Below are 16571 nucleotides of genomic sequence, written 5' to 3' on the forward strand. Positions count from 1 at the left end.
TCGGCATGCCGGCCGGCGCTGCCTCTCACCCCACCCCCTGTCCCCAGGTGGAGAGGGGCCAAGCGGCTATTCCCTTCTCCCTTCGGGACCATGGCCCCCTTTTCGGGGGAAGGTGCCCCGAAGGGGCGGATGAGGGTCCGGGCGAAGCCTCGTGCACCCAACTCGGCGAGGCGCTTTCGCGCCGTACCCTCACCCCAACCCCTCTCCCGAGGGGAGAGGGGCTAAGCGCTGCTCCCTTCTCCCACCGGGAGAAGGTGCCCCGAAGGGGCGGATGAGGGTACGGCGAAGCCTCGTGCACCCAACTCGGCGAGGCGCCTTCGCACCGTACCCTCACCCCAACCCCTCTCCCGGGGGAGAGGGGCTTTGGTCCTGCTGCAGGGCCAGGCGCAAACGAAAAAGCCCGGCATCGCCGGGCTTTTTCGTTACAGCGTTCGACCGCCTGGATCAGGCGGCGACCGTATCGGCCACGTCCTGGTATTCCTGGATCTGGTCGAAGTTCATGTAGCGGTAGATCTGCTCACCGCTGGTCTTGATCACGCCCACGTCGGCCATGTACTCGTCCTTGGTCGGGATGCGACCCAGACGCGAACAGATCGCCGCCAGTTCCGCCGAACCCAGGTACACGTTGGTGTTGCGGCCCAGGCGGTTGGGGAAGTTACGGGTGGAGGTGGAGAACACCGTGGCGCCCTCGCGCGCCTGCGCCTGGTTGCCCATGCACAGCGAGCAGCCCGGCATTTCCATGCGCGCGCCGGCTGCGCCGAAGGTGCCGTAGTGGCCTTCCTTGGTCAGCTCGGAAGCGTCCATCTTGGTCGGCGGCGCGACCCACAGGCGGGTCGGGATGTCGCGCTTGCCTTCCAGCAGCTTGGCCGCGGCGCGGAAGTGGCCGATGTTGGTCATGCACGAGCCGATGAACACTTCGTCGATCGCCGCGCCGGCGACTTCGGACAGCGTCTTGACGTCGTCCGGATCGTTCGGGCACGCCACGATCGGCTCGTGGATATCGGCCAGGTCGATCTCGATCACCGCGGCGTATTCGGCATCGGCATCGGGCTCGAGCAACTGCGGATCGGCCAGCCACTCTTCCATCTTCTTGATGCGGCGGCCCAGGGTGCGCGCATCGGCGTAGCCCTCGGCGATCATCCAGCGCAGCAGGGTGATGTTGCTGGTCAGGTATTCGATGATCGGCGCCTTGTCCAGGTGCACAGTGCAGCCGGCCGCCGAACGCTCGGCCGAGGCGTCGGACAATTCGAACGCCTGCTCCACCTTCAGGTTCGGCAGCCCTTCGATCTCCAGGATGCGGCCGGAGAAGATGTTCTTCTTGCCCTGCTTGGCCACGGTCAGCAGGCCGTCCTTGATCGCGTACAGCGGGATCGCGTTGACCAGGTCGCGCAGGGTCACGCCCGGCTGCATCTCGCCCTTGAAGCGCACCAGCACGCTCTCCGGCATGTCCAGCGGCATGACCCCGGTGGCGGCGGCGAACGCGACCAGGCCGGAGCCGGCCGGGAACGAAATGCCGATCGGGAAGCGGGTGTGCGAGTCGCCGCCGGTGCCGACGGTGTCGGGCAGCAGCATGCGGTTGAGCCAGCTGTGGATCACGCCATCGCCCGGACGCAGCGACACGCCGCCGCGGGTGGAGATGAACTCCGGCAGGGTGTGGTGGGTCTTGACGTCCACCGGCTTCGGATACGCGGCGGTGTGGCAGAACGACTGCATCACCAGGTCGGCGGAGAAGCCCAGGCAGGCCAGGTCCTTCAGCTCGTCGCGGGTCATCGGCCCGGTGGTGTCCTGCGAACCCACCGAGGTCATCTTCGGCTCGCAATAGGTACCCGGGCGCATGCCCTCGCCTTCCGGCAGACCGCAGGCGCGGCCGACCATCTTCTGCGCCAGCGAGAAGCCCTTGCCGGTATCCGGCGGCACCATCGGCAGGCGGAACAGATCCGAGGCCGGCAGGCCCAGGAACTCACGCGCCTTGGCGGTCAGGCCGCGGCCGACGATCAGCGGGATGCGGCCACCGGCGCGCACTTCGTCGAACAGCACGTCCGACTTCATCGCGAACTCGGCGATCACCTGCCCGTTCTTCAGCGCCTTGCCGTCGTACGGACGCAGCTCGACCACGTCGCCGTGCTCCATCTGCGACACGTCCAGCTCGATCGGCAGCGCGCCGGCGTCTTCCATGGTGTTGTAGAAGATCGGCGCGATCTTCGAACCCAGGCACACGCCGCCGAAACGCTTGTTCGGAATGAACGGAATGTCTTCGCCGGTCCACCACAGCACCGAGTTGGTCGCCGACTTGCGCGAGGAACCGGTGCCGACCACGTCGCCGACGTAGGCGACTAGGTGGCCCTTGGCCTTGAGCTCGGCGATCGCCTGGATCGGGCCGCGCTTGCCGTCTTCTTCCGGCACGAACGCCGCGCCGTCGCGCTTGTTCTTCAGCATCGCCAGCGCGTGCATGGGGATGTCCGGGCGCGTGGTCGCGTCCGGCGCCGGCGACAGGTCGTCGGTGTTGGTCTCGCCCGGCACCTTGAACACGCTGACGGTCAGGCTCTGCGGCACTTCCGGCTTGCTGGTGAACCACTCCGCGTCGGCCCAGCTCTGCAGCACCGCCTTGGCGTGCGCGTTGCCGGCCTCGGCCTTTTCCTGCACGTCGTGGAACGCGTCGAAGATCAGCAGCGTGTGCTTGAGGCCCTCGGCGGCCACCGCGCCGAGCTCGGCGTTGTCCAGCAGCTCGATCAGCGGGTGGATGTTGTAGCCGCCGAGCATGGTGCCGAGCAGTTCGGTGGCGCGCTTGGGCGAGATCAGCGCGCACTGCTCGCTGCCGAAGGCGAGCGCGGCCAGGTACGAGGCCTTGACCTTGGCCGCGTCGTCGACGCCGGCGGGCACGCGCTGGCTCAGCAGTTCGACCAGGAACTGCTCTTCGCCGGCGGGCGGCTGCTTCAGCAGCTCGACGACCTCGGCGGTCTGCTGCGCGCTCAGCGGCAGCGGCGGGATACCGAGCGCGGCGCGCTCTGCGACGTGGTGGCGGTAGGCTTCCAACATGCGGGTTCTCCGGAAATTTCGGTAGGGGTGAGCGGTAAGCGGGAAACGAATGGCGGCGTCAGGCGGACGGCTTGGGCACGATGATCTTCAGGCCCTTGAAGTAGTCGCGGAAAAAGCCGTCGTCGCGGGTGATCAGGCCGTCGCATTGCAGCAGCGCGTGGGCGCCGATCAGGAAATCGGCCACCACCCGCTCGCGCTGGCCGCCGCGGGCGCGGAAACGGCGCTGCATCTCGCCGGCGCGCAACGCCGACTTGGCCTCCAGCGCATTGAAGCGGATGCTCATGTCCTCCAGCACCGACAGCGCCTCGGCGCCGTCGCGCAACGCGCCGCAGACTTCGGCCAGGACGATGTCGCACACCACCACCGGGCCGGTGCTCAGGCACTGGCGCAGGCAGGCTTCGGCGGCATCGGCCTGCGGGCCGTCGGCCAGCAGGTCCACCAGCACGGACGAATCGATGGCGATCATGCCTTGGGGTCGGGTCCGAACGGATCGCCCGGCGCGCGGCCGCGGATCGCGCGCATCGCCTCGTCGGTGCTGGCGAAGCCGTCCAGCTTGAAGCGGCCGCGGGCGCGCGAGATCGCATCGTCCACGCTCTTGCGCAGGATGATGCGGCCACCGTCCAGCTCCACCTTCAGGATGGTGCCCTTGCTCAATCCCAGCGCGTCGCGCACGGCCTTGGGCAAGGTGATCTGACCGCGCTCGGCGACGGTGGCTTCCATGGGCGGACTCCGCAAGGTATGCACGAATTTTACATACTTGAAGCGTCATACTCAAGCCCGCATACAGTCCCGGTCACACCCTCCGTACACACTGAATCGGTCAGAATGACCGCAGTCCCTACAGCCGCAACGCCATAGGAGTTCCGTGATGAGCGATTCCTTTTCCACCCGCGCCTCGCTCGAGGTCAACGGCAAACGCTACGCCTACTACAGCCTGCCCAAGCTCGCCGAGCGCTTCGACATCGGCCGCCTGCCCTACTCGCTGAAGATCCTGCTGGAAAACCTGCTGCGCCACGAAGACGGCGGCGTGACCGTGGGCAAGGACCATATCGAGGCGGTGGCGAAGTGGGATCCCAAGGCCGAGCCCGACACCGAGATCGCGTTCATGCCGGCGCGGGTGGTGCTGCAGGACTTCACCGGCGTGCCGTGCGTGGTCGATCTGGCCGCGATGCGCGATGCGGTGGTCAAGCTCGGCGGGCGCCCGGAGCAGATCAATCCGCTGATCCCCTCGGAACTGGTGATCGACCATTCGGTGCAGGTGGACGTGTTCGGCAAGGCCGACGCGCTCGACCTCAACGGCAAGATCGAATTCCAGCGCAACAAGGAACGCTACGGCTTCCTGCGCTGGGGACAGAAGGCGTTCGACAACTTCAAGGTGGTGCCGCCGAACACCGGCATCGTGCATCAGGTCAACCTCGAGCACCTGGCGCGGGTGGTGATGACCGGCGAACGCGACGGCGAGACGATCGCCTACCCGGACACCGTGTTCGGCACCGACAGCCATACCACCATGATCAACGGCATCGGCGTGCTCGGCTGGGGCGTGGGCGGCATCGAAGCGGAAGCGGCGATGCTCGGCCAGCCCTCGTCGATGCTGATCCCACAGGTGGTCGGCTTCAAGCTGACCGGCAGGCTGCCCGAAGGCGCCACCGCCACCGACCTGGTGCTGACGGTGACGCAGATGCTGCGCAAGCACGGCGTGGTCGGCAAGTTCGTCGAGTTCTTCGGCGAGGGTCTGCAGCACCTGCCGCTGGCCGACCGCGCCACCATCGGCAACATGGCGCCGGAATACGGCGCCACTTGCGGCATCTTCCCGGTCGATGCCGAATCGCTGACTTACCTGCGCCTGTCCGGGCGCAGCGAGGAGCAGATCGCGCTGGTCGAGGCCTACGCCAAGGCGCAGGGCCTGTGGCACGACGCCGACACCGCGCACGCCGCCTACAGCGCCACGCTGGAACTGGACATGGCCGAGGTCAAGCCGTCGCTGGCCGGGCCCAAGCGGCCGCAGGACCGGGTGCTGCTGGAAGACATGCAACGCAATTTCCGCGACAACCTGGTGCCCTTCGCCGAAGCGCGCCACAAGCGCCATAGCGACCTCAAGCAGGAAGACCGGCTCAAGAACGAAGGCGGCGGCGGCACCGCGGTCGGCGCCAAGGCCGCGCAGGCCGAGACCGCCGAAGACAGCGGCGCCGGCTGGCAGCTGCGCGACGGCTCGGTGGTGATCGCCGCGATCACCTCCTGCACCAATACCTCCAATCCGGCGGTGATGCTCGGCGCCGGCCTGCTGGCGCGCAACGCCGTGGCCAAGGGCCTGAAGGCGCAGCCGTGGGTCAAGACTTCGCTCGGGCCCGGCTCGCTGGTGGTCACCGATTATCTGAAGAAGGCCGGGGTCATGGAGGACCTGGAACGCCTGGGTTTCTACGTGGTCGGCTACGGCTGCACCACCTGCATCGGCAATTCCGGCCCGCTACCGGACGACGTGTCGGCGGCGATCGCCAAGGACGACCTGGTGGTGGCCTCGGTGCTGTCGGGCAACCGCAATTTCGAAGGCCGCGTACACCCGGAAGTGAAGATGAACTACCTGGCCTCGCCGCCGCTGGTGGTCGCCTACGCCATCGCCGGCACCACCGACATCGATCTGAGCCGCGATCCGCTCGGCACCGGCAGCGACGGTGCGCCGGTGTACCTGCGCGACATCTGGCCGAGCAACAAGGAAATCGGCGACACCATCGCCGCCACCGTCGGCCCGGAGATGTTCAAGCAGAACTATGCCGACGTGTTCAAGGGCGACAGCCGCTGGGCCGCGATCGCCTCGCCCGACGGCGAGCTGTACGCCTGGGACGCGGCGTCCACCTACATCAAGAACCCGCCCTACTTCGACGGCATGACCATGCAGGTCGGCACTGTCGACGACGTGCACGGCGCGCGCGTGCTCGGCCTGTTCGGCGACTCGATCACCACCGACCACATCTCCCCGGCCGGCAACATCAAGAAGGACTCGCCGGCGGGCCGCTTCCTGCAGGAACGCGGCGTGCAGCCGGCCGACTTCAACAGCTACGGCAGCCGCCGCGGCAACGACGACGTGATGGTGCGCGGCACCTTCGCCAACATCCGCATCAAGAACCTGATGTTCGGCGGCGAAGAAGGCGGCAACACGCTGTACCGCGGGCCCGATGGCGCGCAGCCGCAGAAGCTGGCGATCTACGACGCGGCGATGAAGTACAAGGCCGACGGCGTGCCGCTGGTGGTGATCGCCGGCAAGGAATACGGCACCGGCTCCTCGCGCGACTGGGCGGCCAAGGGCACCAACCTGCTCGGGGTCAAGGCGGTGATCGCCGAGAGCTTCGAGCGCATCCACCGCTCCAACCTGGTCGGCATGGGCGTGCTGCCGCTGCAGTTCCTGGACAACGAGAACGCGCAGTCGCTGGGCCTGGACGGTTCGGAGGTGTTCGACATCACCGGCTTGCAGGACGGCGCCAGCAAACGCGCCACGGTCGATGCGAAGAAGGCCGACGGCAGCGTCAAGCAGTTCCAGGTCAAGGTGCTGCTGCTGACGCCGAAAGAAGTGGAGTACTTCAAGCACGGCGGCCTGCTGCAGTACGTGCTGCGCCAACTGGCGGCGCGCAAGGCGGCCTGAGCGGCCATGGCATGCGCGGTGTCCTGCACGGGCGCCGCGCACGCTCGCGCGGGTATGCACGGCCGCTCGCGTGCACGCCTGCTCATCGGCACGGTGTTTCGAAATAACGGGTCTTTCCCCGCCACAACGACAGCATTGAAGGCGCCCCGTTTCCCGAACGGGGCGATTGCGGCTTCGCCCTACCCGCGACTCGCTACGGCGCCGCACTCCATTGCGCATGCCGCAGCCGCCAGTGCCCGTCCTGCTCGCGCCAGCCGGTGACCACTGCGTAGCGCTGCATCCGCTCCGGCAACACGCGTGCATCGCCGCCGCTGACCACCGCATCGAACCGCACCGTGGCGTCGTCGCCCTGCAGCGCGATCGACAGCGGTCCGGTGTTCACTCCGATCCGTGCGTTGGCCAGGAATTGCGCGCGCAACAGGTTGTGCAGCGCAGCACGATCCATCCCCGCCTCGCCCGCGAAATCCTCGGCCACCGCGGCCATCGCATCGCGCAGTCGATGTTCCTCCACCGCCTCCTGCATCGCGGCGATGTCCTTGCGCAGCCGCTGTTCCGCCGAATCGCGCTGGCAGCCGGGCAAGGCCAGCAGCAACGCGCATCCCCATCCCCACGCCCATGCCTGTCGCATCGGATTTCCTCCAGGTTTCGCCTTTTCCATGCGGGACGGTATCCTGCCACTCGCCACGCCGCAGCGTTGCGTCGGCGTGCGGCAGCATTCCACACGAGGGGGGAGTACATGAGTCAGGAACGTCCGTGGTTGCAGAGTTATCCGGCCAGCATTCCCGCCGAGATCGACGTCAACGAGTATCGATCCGTCGCCGCCGTCTTCGAAACCTCCGTCGCCAAGTTCGGCGACCGTCCGGCCTACTGCAACTTCGGCAAGACCCTGACCTACCGCGAGGCCGGCGAACTGGCCCGGCACTTCGCCGCCTACCTGCTGGGCGAATTGCAGCTCAAGAAGGGCGACCGCGTCGCGCTGATGATGCCCAACTGCCTGCAGTACCCGATCGCCACCTTCGGCGTGCTGCTGGCCGGCATGACCGTGGTCAACGTCAACCCGCTGTACACGCCGCGCGAATTGCGTCACCAGCTGATCGACTCCGGCGCCAGCGCGATCGTGGTGATCGACAACTTCGCCAAGACCGTGCAGGACGTGCTGGCCGACACGCAGCTCAAGCAGGTCATCACCACCGGCCTGGGCGACATGCTCGGTTTCCCGAAGGGCGCGCTGGTCAACTTCGTGCTCAAGTACATCAAGAAGCTGGTGCCCGACTACGACATCCCCAACGCGGTGCGCTTCCGCGACACGCTGACCCTGGGCCGCCTGCACACGCTGCCGCAACTGGACATCGAGCCGGACGACATCGCCTTCCTGCAGTACACCGGCGGCACCACCGGGGTGGCCAAGGGCGCGATGCTGACCCACCGCAACCTGGTCGCCAACATGCTGCAGGCCGGCGCCTGGATCGCCGCGACCGGCAAGCTGGAGGAAGGCAAGGAAGTCATCATCACCGCGCTGCCGCTGTACCACATCTTCGCGCTGACCGCGAACGGCCTGGTGTTCATGAAGCTCGGCGGCCTCAACCACCTGATCAGCAATCCGCGCGACATGCCCGGCTTCGTCAAGGAGCTGCAGAAGACCCGCTTCACCGCCTTCACCGGGGTCAACACGCTGTTCAACGGCCTGCTCAACACGCCCGGCTTCGACAAGGTGGATTTCTCGACGCTGAAGTTCACCCTGGGCGGCGGCATGGCGGTGCAGCGCGCCGTGGCCGAGCGCTGGAAACAGGTGACCGGGCTGACCCTGGTCGAGGCCTACGGCCTGACCGAGACCTCGCCCGCCGCCTGCATCAACCCGCTGACGCTGCAGGAATACAACGGCGCCATCGGCCTGCCGATCCCGTCCACCGACGCCTGCGTCAAGGACGACCAGGGCCAGATCATGGCGCCCGGCGAAGTCGGCGAACTGTGCATCAAGGGCCCGCAGGTGATGAAGGGCTACTGGCGCCGCCCCGAGGAAACCGCCGGTGCGATCGATGCCGACGGCTGGCTGCATACCGGCGACATGGCGCGGATGGATCCGCAGGGCTTCTTCTACATCGTCGACCGCAAGAAGGACATGATCCTGGTGTCGGGCTTCAACGTGTACCCGAACGAGGTCGAGGACGTGATCGCGATGATGCCCGGCGTACTGGAAGTGGCCGCGGTCGGGGTGCCGGACGAGAAGTCCGGCGAAGTGGTCAAAGTGGTCATCGTCAAGAAGGACCCCAACCTCACCGCCGAGGACGTCAAGGCCCACGCCCGCGCCAACCTGACCGGCTACAAGCACCCGCGCATCGTCGAGTTCCGCAAGGAGCTGCCCAAGACCAACGTCGGCAAGATCCTGCGGCGGGAATTGCGCGACAGCCCGCCGGCCGCCTAGGTCGCCACTGGCGTGGACTCCAGGTCCACGCCGCGCGGCGGGCGCAGGCTAGACACACTCCGCCGTTACCCTCGCTTCTCGCCCTGCCGCCAAGACGCATGGCTGTGGCCAGCCATGCCCGCCACAAGACGTGAATTTCTCCGTCCAAGGCGCCATCAGTCCTCTGTTTCCGTAGGTGTAGCATCGGCTCGCGCGCCGTCCCCCCGGCGCCGCGCACGCCGTTCCGCTGCCAACCAAAACACCGAGGAAATCCCATGAACGTTGACAAACGCTTCTTCAACCCGAGCTTCCCCACCATCCGCGTCGAGTCGAGCGCGGATGGCAACGCGCATTGGATGTTCATGCACAACGATGCGGCCGTCGGCGCCCGCCCGTGCTTCAGGGACGATCTGCTCGACGACATGTGGAGCTTTACCGATGCGATCACCCTGAGCGGCGGCAATGCGCTGCAGCGCGGGCAACTGCGGCACTTCGTATTGGCCTCGGATGCGAACGTGTTCAACCTCGGCGGAGACCTGGAACTGTTTACCCAGCTCATTCGCTTGCGCGACAGGGACAGCTTGCTCGCCTACGCCAAGCGTTGCGTGGAAGGCGTGCATACCCTGCATACCGGCCTCGGCGGCGACGTGCGGACCATCGCGTTGCTGCAGGGCGACGCCCTGGGCGGCGGCCTGGAGATGGCGCTGGCATGCCACACCATCGTGGCGGAGGAAGGCGTCGGCATGGGCTTGCCGGAGGTGATGTTCGGCCTGTTTCCGGGCATGGGTGCCTACTCCTTCCTGTGCCAGCGCGTATCGCCGCAGCTGGCCGAGAAGATCATTCTGGAAGGAACGGTCTACAGCAGCGAGCAGATGCATGCACTCGGCGTGGTCGACATCCTGGTACCCAGGGGCGAGGGAAAGGCGGCGGTCGAGGAACTGATCCGCATCCAGCAGCGCAGCAAGCTGTCCTATCTCGCGATGAACGCCGCGCGCCGCATTTCGCAACACGTGTCGTTGCGGGAACTGATGGCCATCACCGAAGTCTGGGTAGACGCGGCGCTTGCGCTAGACGACAAGTCGCTACGCATGATGGACCGATTGGTGCGGGCCCAGACGCGGCGCGCGCACAACGTCGCCGCGCTCGCCTAGAAGACTCAGACCGGAAGGGGGCCCGGGCCCGGCCGAATGCCGGGCTTTCCCTCAGCGCAGTTCGTTGCCGTCCTGCTGGCTGCTTCGCAGCGCCCGCAGGTCCAGCACCTCCCTGCCCTCGGTCAGGCTGGCATTGAGCGTCGCCAGGCATTGCCGCCACTCGCTGCGCATCTGCCAATCCGCCATACGCATCAGTTCGCCGCCAAGGTTGGCCATCTTCACCAGCCCCAGGTTGCTCGCCACGCCCTTTACCGCGTGCGCATGTTCGCGCAACCGCTCCCAATTCTCGGACTCGCCCGCCATCTGCATTCCGCCCAGGCAGCCATCGGCATCGTTGAGGCATTGGGAAATGAATTCCCGCTCGAATCCGTCACCCATGCCCAGGCCGGCCAGCTCGTCGAGTACGGACGAATCCAACACCCCCTCCTTGGCAAGCCGCGATTGCGGTTCGGCCGGGCGCAACCTGCCGTCCGTGGCGATATCCGTCAGCGTGTCCAGCAGCCGCGAGGCGACCACCGGCTTGGCCAGGAACGTATGTGCGCCGGCCTGTTCGCAGCGGTGAATCGACTCAGGCGTGACGTCCGCGCTGAGCACCACGACCGGTGTGCGCGAACGGCCGGCCTGCATGATCCGCAAGTGCTTGAGCATGTCCAGGCCACTCATCCCCGGCATGTGCAGATCGACGATGACGGCATCGAAATCGGTCTCGGCAAGTGCATCGAGCACCGCTTCCGCACCATCGAGACAGATCGCGCGATGGCCGGCCTTCTGCAGCAGGCGCTGCAGCACCATGCGGTTGGCCGCATGGTCGTCGGCAACCAGGATGCGCATGCTGCGCACCCGCGCGCGATGGCGCAGGAACGGATCCGTGAACGCGATGATGTTGCCGCTCGGCGACGGTTCTTCTTCGCTTGCGCCATCCCGAGCGTTGCTGGTCAGCGGCGCGGCGGCGGCGGCCTCGAACGGCAGCTCGAACCAGAAGCGGCTACCGCGCGGAGGACTCTCCTGGTAGCCGATGCTGCCGCCCATCGCTTCGACCAGCCCCTTGGCGATCGTGGTTCCCAGGCCGGTGCCTTCGTAACGCCGGGACAGGCCCACGTCCGCCTGTTCGAACGCCTCGAACAGGCGCGGGCGCATCGCGGGCGGCACGCCGATCCCCGTGTCGACGATGTCGAAACTCAACCGGAACGGCTCGCCGGCGTCGTTGCGCTGTATCCGGACACGGATATCCACCCGCCCCATGTTGGTGAACTTGATCGCGTTGCCGGCCAGGTTCAACAGGATCTGCCGCAGGTGCCCCGCATCGCCACGCACATGGTCGGGCACATCGGCCGCGACCTCCAGGTGGTAGCCGAGCGCCTTGGCGCGCGCCTGCGGCTGCAGGATCAAGCCGATCTGCGCCAGAGTCTCGCGCAGCGAAAAATCGTGCTTCTCGGTGCGGATCTTGCCCGCCTCGATGGCGGAAATATCCAACACCTCTTCCACCAGGGACAGCAGACTGCGCGCGGACGCCTGGATGGTGCCCACGCACTCGCGCTGTTCCGCGTCCAGCTTGGTGGTGGCCAGGACTTCGGTCATGCCGGACAAGCCGTTCAACGGGGTCCGGAACTCATGGCTCATGTTGGCAAGGAATCGGCTCTTGGCTTCGCTGGCGCGCCGCGCCTCCGCAGTCGCCTGGGTCAACTGCCGCAGCAGCCCCGACAGATACATGGGAATGGCAATCAGACCGGCCCACAGCCCGGCGCTCAGCGTGACGTTCTCGCGCCAGTAGCCATTGAGCAGGACCACGCAACCGAAACTGATGCAGGCGGACACCACGGCGCCGATCAGATAACGGTTTCCGTAGCGAAGGCCATTGCCGACCGTGACCCACATGATGATGACGTAAAGCCAGGCCAGCGGTTCTCCCTGCAGGATCATCGCCACCGTCATCAGGCCATAGTCGGTCACCATGCCGATGACGCGCCGCACGTTCGACTTGCCTGGCCGCGCCAGAATCGCGGCGAACAGCGCCAGGCCGACAAGAACGCCCACGCCGCTCATCAGCACCGACGTCAGGTACACATCGGGCGCGAGCTGACCCAGCCTTTCGGCGATCGTCATGCAGACGATGACGCACAGGAAGATGCCGACCCGGATCAGCGTCTGCCCGTGTTCGGTATCCGTGCGCTGTCGCAAGCGGGCCCGGATCCATTCCAGCCGCGATTTCACAGCGCGACCCCCGGCCGGACCGACGCGCTCGAAAACTTCTCGCAGATCAGATGCAACTGCTCGCGCCCACGGAACAGCGCGTCCACGCAGCGCGGGTCGAACAGGCGGCCGCGTTGCGCGTAGAGATAGGCGAGGGTCGCATCCATGGTCCAGGCTTCCTTGTAGGGACGCGGCGAGATCAGCGCGTCGAAGACGTCGGCGACCGCCACGATCCGCGCCTCCAGCGGGATCGCTTCGCCGACCAGTCCGTCGGGGTATCCGCTGCCATCGTAACGCTCATGGTGGCGCAGCGCGATCAGCGCGCCGACCTGGATGAAGCGGTTCTGGCTGCCGCTGAGCAGTTCGTAGCCGATGCGCGGGTGCATGCGCATCACCGCCATCTCTTCCTCGTTGAGCTTGCCGGGCTTGAGCAGCACCGCATCGGGAATGGCGATCTTGCCCATGTCGTGCAGGCTCGCGGCCATCTCGATGACCCGCACCTCGTCCTCGGACAGGCCGAGTTGCTCGGCGATCAGGCCGGCCACGTGCGCCATCCGCTCCAGGTAGGCGCTGGTGCCGGCGTCGCGGTACTCGATCGCCCGCGCCAGCCGCGACAGGGTCTCGCGCTCGCGTTCCTCGACCTCGCGCATGCTGGCCAGCAGGCGTTGCTCCAGCGACATCGCGCGCTGCTTGATGTTCTCGCTCTGCAGCCGCAGCTGCAGCAGGTTGTGGCAGCGCGCGCGCAGTTCGCGCGGGCGGATCGGCTTGACCAGAAAGTCGATGACCCCGGCTTCCAGCGCGGCCTGGCGGATCGGCTCGTCGCCGACCACGGTGATCAGGATGATCGGAATGTCGCGGTGCTTGGGCAGGCGCCGCAGCCGCCGCGCGAATTCCAGCCCGTCCATGCCCGGCATGCGGTAGTCGAGCAGCAACAGGTCGACCTTGCCGGCCTCGCACCAGGCCAGCGCGGCCTGCGAGTCGCCGAAGTCGCGCACGGTCAGTTCCGGGGCGATGTCCTCGATCACGTGGCGCAGCATGGTCCGCGCAGACGTCTGATCGTCGACGATGACGATGTTCAAGCGATTGTCCGCCCCCTCCGCCCAGTCCGGGCGGTCGCTGCTGGAGGATACTCCGGACAGGCTCATGCTGGCATCTTGCATCTGCGATCCTCTCGCCCACGGGCTTCGGGCTACTGAGACAATAACGGGAAACGCTCCGGCGCCGGCTATGCCGACCCAACCGCCTCACTTCCGCTTGCTTGCCAACCGCTTGCTTGCCGACGCCCGATACGAGAACCCCACGCCTACGAGAACCCCACGCCAAGGCTACCGCCGCCTTCGGCTAGATTAAGCCTCCGGGCGCATGTACGGGAACAGCAGCACGTCACGGATCGAATTGCTGCCGGTAAGCAACATTACCAGCCGGTCGATGCCGATGCCCAGGCCGCCGGTGGGCGGCAAGCCGACCTCCAGCGCGCGGATGTAGTCGGCGTCGAAGTGCATGGCCTCGTCGTCGCCGCCCTCCTTCGCCGCCACCTGGGCCTGGAACCGGGCCGCCTGGTCTTCCGGATCGTTGAGCTCGGAGAAGCCGTTGGCGATCTCCTTGCCGTTGATGAACAGCTCGAAGCGGTCGGTATAGCCGGGTTCGGTGTCGCTGGAACGGGCCAGCGGCGACACCTCGACCGGGTGGTCGGTGATGAAGGTCGGCTGGATCAGGGTGTGCTCGACGGTGGCCTCGAAGATCTCCAGCAGCAGCTTGCCCCAGCCGTAGGACGGCTTGGTGCGGATCTTCAGCCGCTCGCAGTGGCGCAGCAGCGCGGCGCGGTCGGTGCAGTCGGCGGCGCTGATCTCGGGGTTGTGGTGGCGCACCGCCTCGTCCATGCGCCAGCGGCGGAACGCCGGGGCCAGGTCGATGTCGGCGCCGTCCCAGTGCACCTGGGTGGTGCCGAGCACCTCCTGGGCCACGTCGCGGATCACGCTCTCGGTCAGGTCCATCACCTCGTGGTACGTGGCGTAGGCCTCGTACAGCTCCATCATGGTGAATTCGGGATTGTGCCGGGTGCTGACGCCTTCGTTGCGGAAATTGCGGTTGATTTCGTAGACCCGTTCCAGGCCGCCGACCACCAGCCGCTTCAGGTACAGCTCCGGCGCCACGCGCAGGTACAGATCCAGGTCCAGCGCGTTGTGGTGGGTGGTGAACGGCTTGGCGGTGGCGCCGCCGGGGATGTAATGCATCATCGGCGTCTCCACTTCCAGGAAACGGCGCGCGTCCAGCCAGGCGCGCATCGCGCGGATGATCTTGGAGCGCTTGACGAACACCTCGCGCGCCTCCGGCGACACGATCAGGTCCACGTAGCGCTGGCGGTAGCGCTGCTCCACGTCGGACAGGCCGTGCCACTTGTCCGGCAACGGGCGCAGCGCCTTGGTCAGCAGCCGCAGCGCGGTCGCCCGCACCGACAGTTCGCCGGTCTTGGTGCGGGTCAGCCCGCCTTCCACGCCGATGATGTCGCCGATGTCCCAGCCCTTGAACGCATCGTAGGCCGGGCCCAGCGCGTTGGCCTGCAGGAACAGCTGGATGCGCCCGGATTCGTCCTGCAACTGCACGAAGCTGGCCTTGCCCATCACCCGCTTGGCCAGCAGGCGCCCGGCCAGGCTCAGGTTGCGGCCCTCGGCCTCCAGCGCCTCGGCGCTCCAGCGCTCGGCATCGGCGAACTCGGCCTGCAGGTCGCCGGCGTAATCGTGGCGGCGGAAATCGTTCGGATAGGCCACGCCCTGCGCGCGCAGCGCTCCCAGCTTGGCGCGGCGTTCGGCTATGAGGCCGTTCTCGTCGACGGGAAGGGACGGCGTGGGGGTCTGCTCGGTCATGGGAATGGGTACGCGGAGAAGAAGGGAGAGGATGCAGCAGATGCGGGGGCTGCGCCGCGGGGCCGGCCTCCGCCACGGCGGGCGCAGGCCGACGGTTCAGGCGTCGCTGCGTTTGGCGCCGACTTCCAGGCCCGATTTGAGGCTGGCCTCGACGAATTCGTCCAGGTCGCCGTCGAGCACCTTCTGCGTGTCGGTGCGTTCGATGCCGGTGCGCAGGTCCTTGATCCGGCTCTGGTCGAGCACGTAGTTGCGGATCTGGCTGCCCCAGCCGATGTCCGACTTGGTCGCCTCGACCGCGTCGCGCTCGGCGTTGCGCTTCTGGATCTCCAGCTCGTACAGCTTGGCAGCGAGCATCTTCATCGCGTTGTCGCGGTTCTGGTGCTGGCTGCGCCCGGTCTGGCAGGCCACGACGATGTTGGTCGGGATGTGGGTGATGCGCACCGCCGACTCGGTCTTGTTGACGTGCTGGCCGCCGGCGCCGGAGGAGCGGTAGACGTCGGTGCGCAGGTCGGCCGGATTGATCTCGATGTCGATGTTGTCGTCCACTTCCGGCGACACGAACACCGAGGTGAAGCTGGTGTGGCGGCGGTTGTCCGAATCGAACGGCGACTTGCGCACCAGCCGGTGCACGCCGGTCTCGGTCTTCAGCCAGCCATAGGCGAAATCGCCTTCCACGCGCACCGTGGCCGACTTGATCCCCGCGACTTCGCCGCCGGAGACTTCCATCAGTTCGGTCTTCCAGCCGCGCGACTCGCACCAGCGCAGGTACATGCGCAGCAGGATCTCGGCCCAGTCCTGGGCCTCGGTGCCGCCGGCGCCGGCCTGGATGTCGACGAAGGCGTTGCTGGCGTCCATCTGCCCGGAGAACATGCGCTGGAACTCCAGCTTCTCCACGTGCGCCTGAAAGCGGTCGACATCGGCAACCACCGCCAGTGCGGTGTCCTCGTCGTCCTCGCTCTCGGCCAGCTCCAGGAACTCAAGCGCCTCGTTCAGCCCGTCGAGCACGCTGGCGATGCCGCCGACGGTCTTCTCCAGATTGGAGCGCTCGCGGCCCAGGCCCTGGGCGCGCTCGGGGTCGTTCCAGACATCGGGATTTTCCAGCTCCCGGGTGACTTCCTCTAGGCGTTCTTTCTTGACGTCGTAGTCAAAGAAACCCCCGGAGCGACAGCACCCGATCGGACAGATCGGCGATGCGGTGGCGGATGGGATTGAGTTCGATCATGGCGGCATTCCGGCAAACGGCAAACAAGAGCGCGATTCTAGCAATTCCGGCCGCCGCGCCACAGCGCGCG

Annotated in this window: 11 protein-coding genes; 3 read left to right on the forward strand and 8 right to left on the reverse strand. The window is 66.9% G+C overall.

The features are described from left to right. Positions 1-444: 444 nt before the first annotated feature. Genes acnB through HEP73_RS12140 form a run of 3 tightly spaced genes read right to left on the reverse strand, consistent with a single transcriptional unit; the run spans position 445 to position 3756 of the window. On the reverse strand, positions 445-3036 hold the full coding sequence (gene acnB / locus HEP73_RS12130; RefSeq protein WP_185812960.1) for a bifunctional aconitate hydratase 2/2-methylisocitrate dehydratase: 2592 nt from the start codon (positions 3034-3036) through the stop codon (positions 445-447). Between the two features lie 58 nt (positions 3037-3094). Then, complete coding sequence (locus HEP73_RS12135; protein WP_185812961.1) at positions 3095-3502, reverse strand: type II toxin-antitoxin system VapC family toxin; 408 nt, start codon at positions 3500-3502, stop codon at positions 3095-3097. Further along, a complete protein-coding gene (locus HEP73_RS12140) occupies positions 3499-3756 on the reverse strand; it encodes an AbrB/MazE/SpoVT family DNA-binding domain-containing protein (RefSeq protein WP_185820191.1) in 258 nt (85 codons plus the stop codon). The genes HEP73_RS12135 and HEP73_RS12140 overlap by 4 nt, the downstream gene beginning before the upstream one ends. Before the next feature lie 148 nt (positions 3757-3904). On the opposite strand from HEP73_RS12140, the gene acnA reads away from it, so the two are divergent. Continuing rightward, positions 3905-6673 carry an aconitate hydratase AcnA gene (acnA, locus tag HEP73_RS12145; protein ID WP_185820192.1) on the forward strand — a complete coding sequence of 923 codons (2769 nt, stop codon included), beginning with the start codon at positions 3905-3907 and terminating at the stop codon, positions 6671-6673. Positions 6674-6866: 193 nt separating this feature from the next. On the opposite strand, the gene HEP73_RS12150 is transcribed toward acnA, so the two are convergent. After that, the gene (locus HEP73_RS12150; RefSeq protein WP_185820193.1) at positions 6867-7301 is read right to left on the reverse strand and encodes a Cif family virulence factor; all 435 of its coding nucleotides are present in this window, start codon (positions 7299-7301) and stop codon (positions 6867-6869) included. Between the two features lie 108 nt (positions 7302-7409). Between HEP73_RS12150 and HEP73_RS12155 the strand changes: the two genes are divergently transcribed. Both HEP73_RS12155 and HEP73_RS12160 read left to right on the forward strand, forming a co-directional pair. Further along, complete coding sequence (locus HEP73_RS12155) at positions 7410-9095, forward strand: long-chain fatty acid--CoA ligase (RefSeq protein ID WP_185820194.1); 1686 nt, start codon at positions 7410-7412, stop codon at positions 9093-9095. 254 nt (positions 9096-9349) lie between these two features. After that, positions 9350-10225, forward strand: a complete 876-nt coding sequence (locus HEP73_RS12160; protein WP_185812965.1) for a crotonase/enoyl-CoA hydratase family protein — start codon at positions 9350-9352, stop codon at positions 10223-10225. 51 nt (positions 10226-10276) lie between these two features. Here HEP73_RS12160 and HEP73_RS12165 read toward each other — a convergent pair whose 3' ends face one another. The 4 genes from HEP73_RS12165 to prfB form a co-directional block, all read right to left on the reverse strand. Beyond that, a complete protein-coding gene (locus tag HEP73_RS12165; protein WP_185820195.1) occupies positions 10277-12436 on the reverse strand; it encodes an ATP-binding protein in 2160 nt (719 codons plus the stop codon). Then, positions 12433-13575 (reverse strand): response regulator, encoded by a 1143-nt coding sequence (locus tag HEP73_RS12170; protein ID WP_179564411.1) that lies wholly within the window; start codon positions 13573-13575, stop codon positions 12433-12435. The genes HEP73_RS12165 and HEP73_RS12170 overlap by 4 nt, the downstream gene beginning before the upstream one ends. Before the next feature lie 186 nt (positions 13576-13761). Then, positions 13762-15279, reverse strand: coding sequence for a lysine--tRNA ligase (gene lysS, locus HEP73_RS12175; RefSeq protein ID WP_185820196.1), 1518 nt, complete (start codon positions 15277-15279; stop codon positions 13762-13764). 96 nt (positions 15280-15375) lie between these two features. Continuing rightward, a protein-coding gene (gene prfB, locus HEP73_RS12180; protein WP_185812969.1) for a peptide chain release factor 2 occupies positions 15376-16501 on the reverse strand; the annotation gives its coding sequence in 2 pieces (ribosomal slippage) (positions 15376-16425 and positions 16427-16501; 1125 coding nt in all). Positions 16502-16571 lie beyond the last annotated feature (70 nt).

Origin of the sequence: Xanthomonas sp. GW (assembly GCF_014236815.1) — a bacterium.
Taxonomy (GTDB): Bacteria; Pseudomonadota; Gammaproteobacteria; order Xanthomonadales; family Xanthomonadaceae; genus Xanthomonas_A.